This window comes from Microcystis sp. LE19-41.2A (genome assembly GCF_027530405.1).
In the GTDB taxonomy this organism is placed as follows: Bacteria; Cyanobacteriota; Cyanobacteriia; order Cyanobacteriales; family Microcystaceae; genus Microcystis; species Microcystis aeruginosa.
In genome coordinates this window covers 1-5,264 of the sequence record NZ_JAPZQJ010000311.1, presented here as the reverse complement: position 1 = coordinate 5,264, position 5,264 = coordinate 1, and the positions used below count along the sequence as shown (strand labels likewise).

The window sequence follows — 5,264 nt, the reverse complement described above, 5'->3', positions numbered from 1 at the left end:
AAATTTTTTGGTGCGGTATCTTTTGGCTCTTTAACCAGAGAACTTCCATCTTCAGTTGAACCCGGGGATGGGGATGATGAAATCTTTCCTAAGACAGTGAGTTCTTTTCTTCTTCCGTGAATTCTAGGTTAATCATGTTTTCAATGACTGCTTTGCTTCTAATTATGACTCTTAAACTATATTATTGTCTTTGAGTAAAAAATGCAAGTTGTAGCCGTGCAAAGTATAGCTTGAGGGTGCGTTCCCCGAAGCCTTTGGGTTTTGCCGACCAGATTTGGACAGAACTATAATAACAATTGTACTTAACCATGTACAACTCTGATGAGCGTCAACATTGTCAACTTTAGTGAAGCCCGAAAAAACTTTAAATCTGTAATAGATACAGTAGCCAATGATAAAAACTGTACTTTCATTGTCAGAGGAGATACAGAAGATGTTGTCATCATGTCTAAAAGTTATTATGACAGTCTGATGGAAACAGTTTATCTCTTAATATCTGCAGCTAATGCTCAACATTTGCAAGAAGCGATCGCAGAATATCAAGCAGGTAAAACACAAGAACATGATTTAATCGATGCGTAAGTTGGCTTGGGGTAGTAAAGCATGAAAAGATTATCTTTATTGGCAATCTCAGGACAAGAAAACCCTGAAAAGAATCAATCTGCTCATCCAAGATACTCTATCCAATCCCTTTGAAGGAATCGGTAAACCTGAACCCTTGAGAGAGAATTTGTCAGGTTTTTGGTCCCGTACGGATGAAGCTCATCGTCTTGTTTATGTTGTCGATGATCATTATCTAACAATTATTTCCTGTCGCTATCATTACCAAGATTAGCCATCGCTGTAGGGTGCGTTCCCCACGACAACTCCGAATTACTCCGCCAATAAATTCCTGGGAACGCACCAAGATTTGTTAGCGCTCTCCTTATATATTTATGTCATAATTATTTTTTATTCTGGTCAGCCTAAAAATTAGGTATCGGTTATGAACACATTTACTGCTGTTGTAGAAAAAGATTTTGATACTAATCTCTATGTTGGTTATGTCCCTGGGTTCCCCGGAGTACATTCTCAAGGTGAAACTTTAGATAAATTACAGACAAATCTTTGTGAAGTGATAGAAATGCTCCTTGAGGATGAACAAACAAAATTTAAAACAGTATTTGTTGGTACACAGTAACCATCGGCAATATACCTGTTCTGAAACCACAGGAAGTGGTTCGTATCTTAGAAAGTCTTGGCTTTGTTGAGGTACGTCAGAAAGGCTCCCATAAACAATTCTGTCCTGAAGATGGACGTGCAACTACTGTTCCATTTCCTAAACATGGCTTAAAGAAGAGAGAAGTGAGAGAATAGAGTGGAATGATCAGATGCTTCCATGCCTAGAAAGATCCGAGAGTTGAAAGCTCAAATTGTCCGTGAAGGATTTGTTTACTTACCCAAACGCGGCAAGGGTAGCCATGAACGTTGGAGACATCCTTTGATCGGAAAAACACTGACAATCCCAGGCAAAGATGGAGATGATGTCCCACTTTACCTAGAAAAACAACTGGCAAAACTACTGACTGAACTGAAAGAGTTGCGAGAGGATGGAGATTAATGAATAAATACAGCATGATTGTTCAGTGGTCTGATGAGGATCAGCTTTTCCTAGTAACGATCCCAGAGTTTTCTGATCTTGTCGTCATGCCTTGTACTCATGGCAAAACTCGTCAAGAGGCCATCCACAACGGTGAAGAAGTGATTGAAATGTACTTGGAAGCCTGGCGGACAGAAGGTGAAGTGATTCCCGAACCCAGAACAAGATCGGTCGCTTGATATTCCTGCTCGGTCCTGGGGCATAACAACGCCTCTGCACACCGACTGCCGAGAGTTAATCGGTGATGATGCTAGGGTTATCTGCACAGTGAACAGCAATCAGTGAACTGAAAACCCACATCTGATCACTAATACCCTAAAACCCCAACACCCAAGCCCTGCTATACAATGGTTTTTGACTTGTTTTTTGGAAGGGAACGCTAAACTATGTATTCGATCGATATTACCCTGAAACTCTCCCCCATCCCCCTTTCCGTGCAGCGCAAGGAAGAAGCAGCAGCAGACGCTTTGTATCAAACAATTATTAACGCTATGCGATCGCCGAATCCGGAATTATTAGAATTAACCTGTGAAAAACAAACCGATAAAAAGGTGGCGGTTTTGAGCGATCAGATCAGTGCGGTGATTGTTTCACAAAAATCTGGGGCTGCCTCCACCGGTAGAGCGCCGGGGTTTGTCGCTTTAGCCACAGAATAAGTAGGTAGGTGTTAAAAGTTCTCATATCCCCCCTGCCCCCCTTATCAAGGGGGGTGCCGATAGGCGGGGGGATCCCCCCTGCCCCCCGTGATAAGCTGTCCTTTAGTCACATCTTTCTTAACATTTCAAACCTTTGTAGCACAAGGCTTTCAAGACTCGGTTAACAATTTTTAATATTCCTTGTTGACACCCTTACTGACAAAGAAAAAACTGAAATCAAGTCAGGATAAGGGTTGGAGTGCTTACTGCAAAAATTGTTAAGAAAGATCCCTATAAGGGATAGCTTGATAAGGGGGGTGTCTGACAACTTTTAACGCGTACCTACTTAACTGATAACTGATAACTGATAACTGATAACTGAAAAGGCTGATAATTCATGACTATAAAAGTAACAGACCTCTGCTTTAGCTGGCCGAATGGGAAATCAGTATTAAATGGCTGCTCTTTGCAAGTTCCCAGAGGAGAATTTTGGATGTTGTTGGGGACAAATGGCAGCGGTAAATCAACCCTGCTGCGGCTCTTAGCGGGATTATTAAAACCTAGTCGCGGGGAAATAGAGATACCTAACCCCCTCGGTTTTGTTTTTCAAAATCCCGACCATCAGTTAGTTATGCCAACAGTGGGGGCAGATGTGGCTTTTGGGTTGGTATCCGAGGGTTTATCCACGCCGGCACTTCGGGCCCGGGTGCGGGAATCCCTAGGGGCGGTGAATTTATTAGAAATGGAAAAACGACCGATATATGCTCTCAGTGGCGGACAAAAGCAAAGAATCGCCATTGCCGGGGCTTTAGCTCGTCATTGCGAGGTTTTGCTCTTTGATGAACCCACCGCCCTTTTGGATGGGGATACCCAGCTAGAATTAGTCTCTCAAGTGCAGAACTTGGTCAAAAACCGAGGTATTACAGCCCTTTGGGTGACTCATCGCCTTGATGAATTGGATTACAGCGATGGAGCATTTTTGTTAGAGGGGGGCAAGGTAACGGATCAGGGAAATGCCCTAGAATTAAAAGCGAGATTATTGGCAAGTGCGGCGGGAGAATCTTAAATTTTTTGTTAATATCATTAGGATGCTGTTTTTTAGAACTGCCCTTAATGCCACACCAATCACTCTCAAAGCCATGGTTAATTCCTCTGATCGTTCCCTTCTGCTGGTTGACGGCTACAACGTCATCGGCGCTTGGCCGTCCCTGAAAAAAATTAGCGATCGCCACGGTCTCGAACCGGCGCGAGACAAGTTAATTGAAACCCTAATCGGTTACACCCACCACCAGGGTTATCAAACCCAAATCGTCTTCGATTCCTACCTTCAAGATACCCCCGGCAGCCAAGAACGCTACACTAACCATTTATCGGTTTATTTTACCGCTCACGCTCAAACCGCCGACACCTATATCGAGAAAACCTGCGCCGATTTTTGGCACGATCGCGCCCCAGCTATCGGACGGATTATCGTCGCTACCTCTGATAATGCCCAAAAAATGACCGTTATGGGTTATGGGGCCCAGTGGATTTCCGCTCAACGTCTCGAAATCGAGGTGGATTTAACCGGTCGTCGTCTGAGACAATCCCAGAGTTCTTCTCAAAGTCCCAAAGGGCGTTTTTTATTCCATTCTCTCGATGCTCAGGTGCAACAGAAATTAGAGAAAATGCGCCACGGAATTAGTTATCAAAAACCTTGACAAATTACCTCAAATATGTATCGACAAAAATCCCCCGTAGAGGCACAGGTAACTAACTGTGTCTCTAGGTTTTTAAAGGTCAGTTGCGGTTCGGGGGATTTTGTCAAAAGCCGGCCGCTCTCAACTACTCGTTTCACAGCTGCAATTCTGCTAAACCTAAATAATTAATTCCCGTGGGTGTCACTTGGAAGCGACAGGGTAAAACCTTGACTCCTTTAGCCACTGCTTGACGCAATAACTGCCCGTATTTAGCATCTTTACTATCCCCCGGAGCAAATCGGTCACAATCACCCCGATTAATAAAGTAGAGCATAATCGCCTCCGCTGCCGGCAATAAAGCCATTAATTCCTGTAAATGCTTCTGTCCTCGCGTGGTGACAGTATCGGGAAAAAGTGCCGTTTCTCCCTGATTCCAAGTGGTATTTTTGACCTCGATATAGGTGAGGGAATTATCCCCATGGGTCAAAAGAAAATCAATTCTACTGCCGTTATTTTGACCGTAGGCCACTTCCGACCGCACTTCGGTGTCATTTTTGACCAAATCGGGAAAAACTCCTTGCAACAGGGCATTTTTCACCACCTGATTAGGAAGATTGGTATTAACTCCCACCCAAGTCTCCCCCAGTTGAATCATCTCCCAGGTATAAGCTAATTTTCGCTTCGGGTTATCACTGCGAGAAAGATAAACCGGTTGACCTTCTAAGCATACATCTGTCATCGGTCCGGTATTAGCGCAATGGGCCGTAATTAATTCTCCGTTGTCCAATTGTATATCGGCAAAAAAGCGTTTGTAACGTTTAATTAAAATACCCTTGACAAGAGAAGGGTAAGTGTGAACTAACAAGGGAGTCATGAAATTTCTGCCGAGGAATATAAGGTAAAGAATAGCCTTTTTTTGGGAGCTTAACCTGAAGACAGGAGATGGGGAGATAGGGAAATTTCAGCTAAATTCCCCACTACCCCACTACCCAATTCATAAGTAGGTAGGCGTTAAAAGTTGTCAGACACCCCCCTTATCAAGGGGGGCAGGGGGAATCCCCCCGCCTATCGGCACCCCCCTTATCAAGGGGGGCAGGGGGAATCCCCCCGCCTATCGGCACCCCCCTTATCAAGGGGGGCAGGGGGGATCGAACCTAAAATCCATTTTTAATGGTTCTTCGGTTTGTCTTATGCAACGTACAGGATTATAAGGAATGAAACTCTTATAGAGAAAGACATTTGGCGATTTTTGTCAATTGTTTTCGATCTAGAGCGAACTAATCAATTAAGTCTCTTGCCAGATAAGGATTT

The 5,264-nt window shown here is 43.9% G+C and carries 9 protein-coding genes and 2 pseudogenes; 9 read left to right on the top strand and 2 right to left on the bottom strand.

Features of this window, described 5'->3' with window-relative positions; all coding sequences use genetic code 11:
• Window positions 1-136: pseudogene (locus tag O9290_RS13075) on the bottom strand (IS630 family transposase); the annotation flags it as partial.
• Between the two features lie 185 nt (window positions 137-321).
• On the opposite strand from O9290_RS13075, the gene O9290_RS13070 reads away from it, so the two are divergent.
• The 9 genes and pseudogenes from O9290_RS13070 to O9290_RS13030 all read left to right on the top strand — a co-directional run bounded on the left by O9290_RS13070 (window position 322) and on the right by O9290_RS13030 (window position 3,974).
• Window positions 322-582 (top strand): type II toxin-antitoxin system Phd/YefM family antitoxin, encoded by a 261-nt coding sequence (locus O9290_RS13070; RefSeq protein ID WP_288058959.1) that lies wholly within the window; start codon window positions 322-324, stop codon window positions 580-582.
• Between the two features lie 37 nt (window positions 583-619).
• Window positions 620-835, top strand: a pseudogene (locus O9290_RS13065) (Txe/YoeB family addiction module toxin); the annotation flags it as partial.
• Between the two features lie 150 nt (window positions 836-985).
• Window positions 986-1,180: a type II toxin-antitoxin system HicB family antitoxin gene (locus O9290_RS13060; protein ID WP_288058961.1), complete on the top strand. Its 195-nt coding sequence runs from the start codon at window positions 986-988 to the stop codon at window positions 1,178-1,180.
• Window positions 1,181-1,215: 35 nt separating this feature from the next.
• Entirely contained in the window at window positions 1,216-1,356 is a 141-nt protein-coding gene (locus O9290_RS13055) for a type II toxin-antitoxin system HicA family toxin (protein ID WP_002756833.1), read from the top strand.
• Window positions 1,357-1,378: 22 nt separating this feature from the next.
• Window positions 1,379-1,600 carry a type II toxin-antitoxin system HicA family toxin gene (locus O9290_RS13050; protein WP_002756832.1) on the top strand — a complete coding sequence of 74 codons (222 nt, stop codon included), beginning with the start codon at window positions 1,379-1,381 and terminating at the stop codon, window positions 1,598-1,600.
• Complete coding sequence (locus O9290_RS13045; RefSeq protein WP_002756831.1) at window positions 1,600-1,818, top strand: type II toxin-antitoxin system HicB family antitoxin; 219 nt, start codon at window positions 1,600-1,602, stop codon at window positions 1,816-1,818. The genes O9290_RS13050 and O9290_RS13045 overlap by 1 nt, the downstream gene beginning before the upstream one ends.
• A gap of 207 nt (window positions 1,819-2,025) precedes the next feature.
• The gene (locus O9290_RS13040) at window positions 2,026-2,295 is read left to right on the top strand and encodes a UPF0367 protein family (RefSeq protein ID WP_002790236.1); all 270 of its coding nucleotides are present in this window, start codon (window positions 2,026-2,028) and stop codon (window positions 2,293-2,295) included.
• Between the two features lie 376 nt (window positions 2,296-2,671).
• Window positions 2,672-3,340, top strand: a complete 669-nt coding sequence (locus O9290_RS13035) for an energy-coupling factor ABC transporter ATP-binding protein (protein ID WP_288087136.1) — start codon at window positions 2,672-2,674, stop codon at window positions 3,338-3,340.
• Window positions 3,341-3,362: 22 nt separating this feature from the next.
• Window positions 3,363-3,974: an NYN domain-containing protein gene (locus tag O9290_RS13030; protein WP_002756828.1), complete on the top strand. Its 612-nt coding sequence runs from the start codon at window positions 3,363-3,365 to the stop codon at window positions 3,972-3,974.
• Window positions 3,975-4,107: 133 nt separating this feature from the next.
• Here O9290_RS13030 and sfsA read toward each other — a convergent pair whose 3' ends face one another.
• Window positions 4,108-4,827, bottom strand: a complete 720-nt coding sequence (sfsA, locus tag O9290_RS13025; protein ID WP_288058963.1) for a DNA/RNA nuclease SfsA — start codon at window positions 4,825-4,827, stop codon at window positions 4,108-4,110.
• Between the last annotated feature and the right edge of the window lie 437 nt (window positions 4,828-5,264).

Bases quoted from the DNA above. Each gene is read 5' to 3' on its own strand.
- O9290_RS13070 (WP_288058959.1), top strand. From the start codon at position 322: ATGAGCGTCAACATTGTCAACTTTAGTGAAGCCCGAAAAAACTTTAAA.
- O9290_RS13060 (WP_288058961.1), top strand. From the start codon at position 986: ATGAACACATTTACTGCTGTTGTAGAAAAAGATTTTGATACTAATCTC.
- O9290_RS13050 (WP_002756832.1), top strand. From the start codon at position 1,379: ATGCCTAGAAAGATCCGAGAGTTGAAAGCTCAAATTGTCCGTGAAGGA.
- O9290_RS13045 (WP_002756831.1), top strand. From the start codon at position 1,600: ATGAATAAATACAGCATGATTGTTCAGTGGTCTGATGAGGATCAGCTT.
- O9290_RS13040 (WP_002790236.1), top strand. From the start codon at position 2,026: ATGTATTCGATCGATATTACCCTGAAACTCTCCCCCATCCCCCTTTCC.
- O9290_RS13035 (WP_288087136.1), top strand. From the start codon at position 2,672: ATGACTATAAAAGTAACAGACCTCTGCTTTAGCTGGCCGAATGGGAAA.
- O9290_RS13030 (WP_002756828.1), top strand. From the start codon at position 3,363: ATGCTGTTTTTTAGAACTGCCCTTAATGCCACACCAATCACTCTCAAA.
- sfsA (WP_288058963.1), bottom strand. From the start codon at position 4,827: ATGACTCCCTTGTTAGTTCACACTTACCCTTCTCTTGTCAAGGGTATT.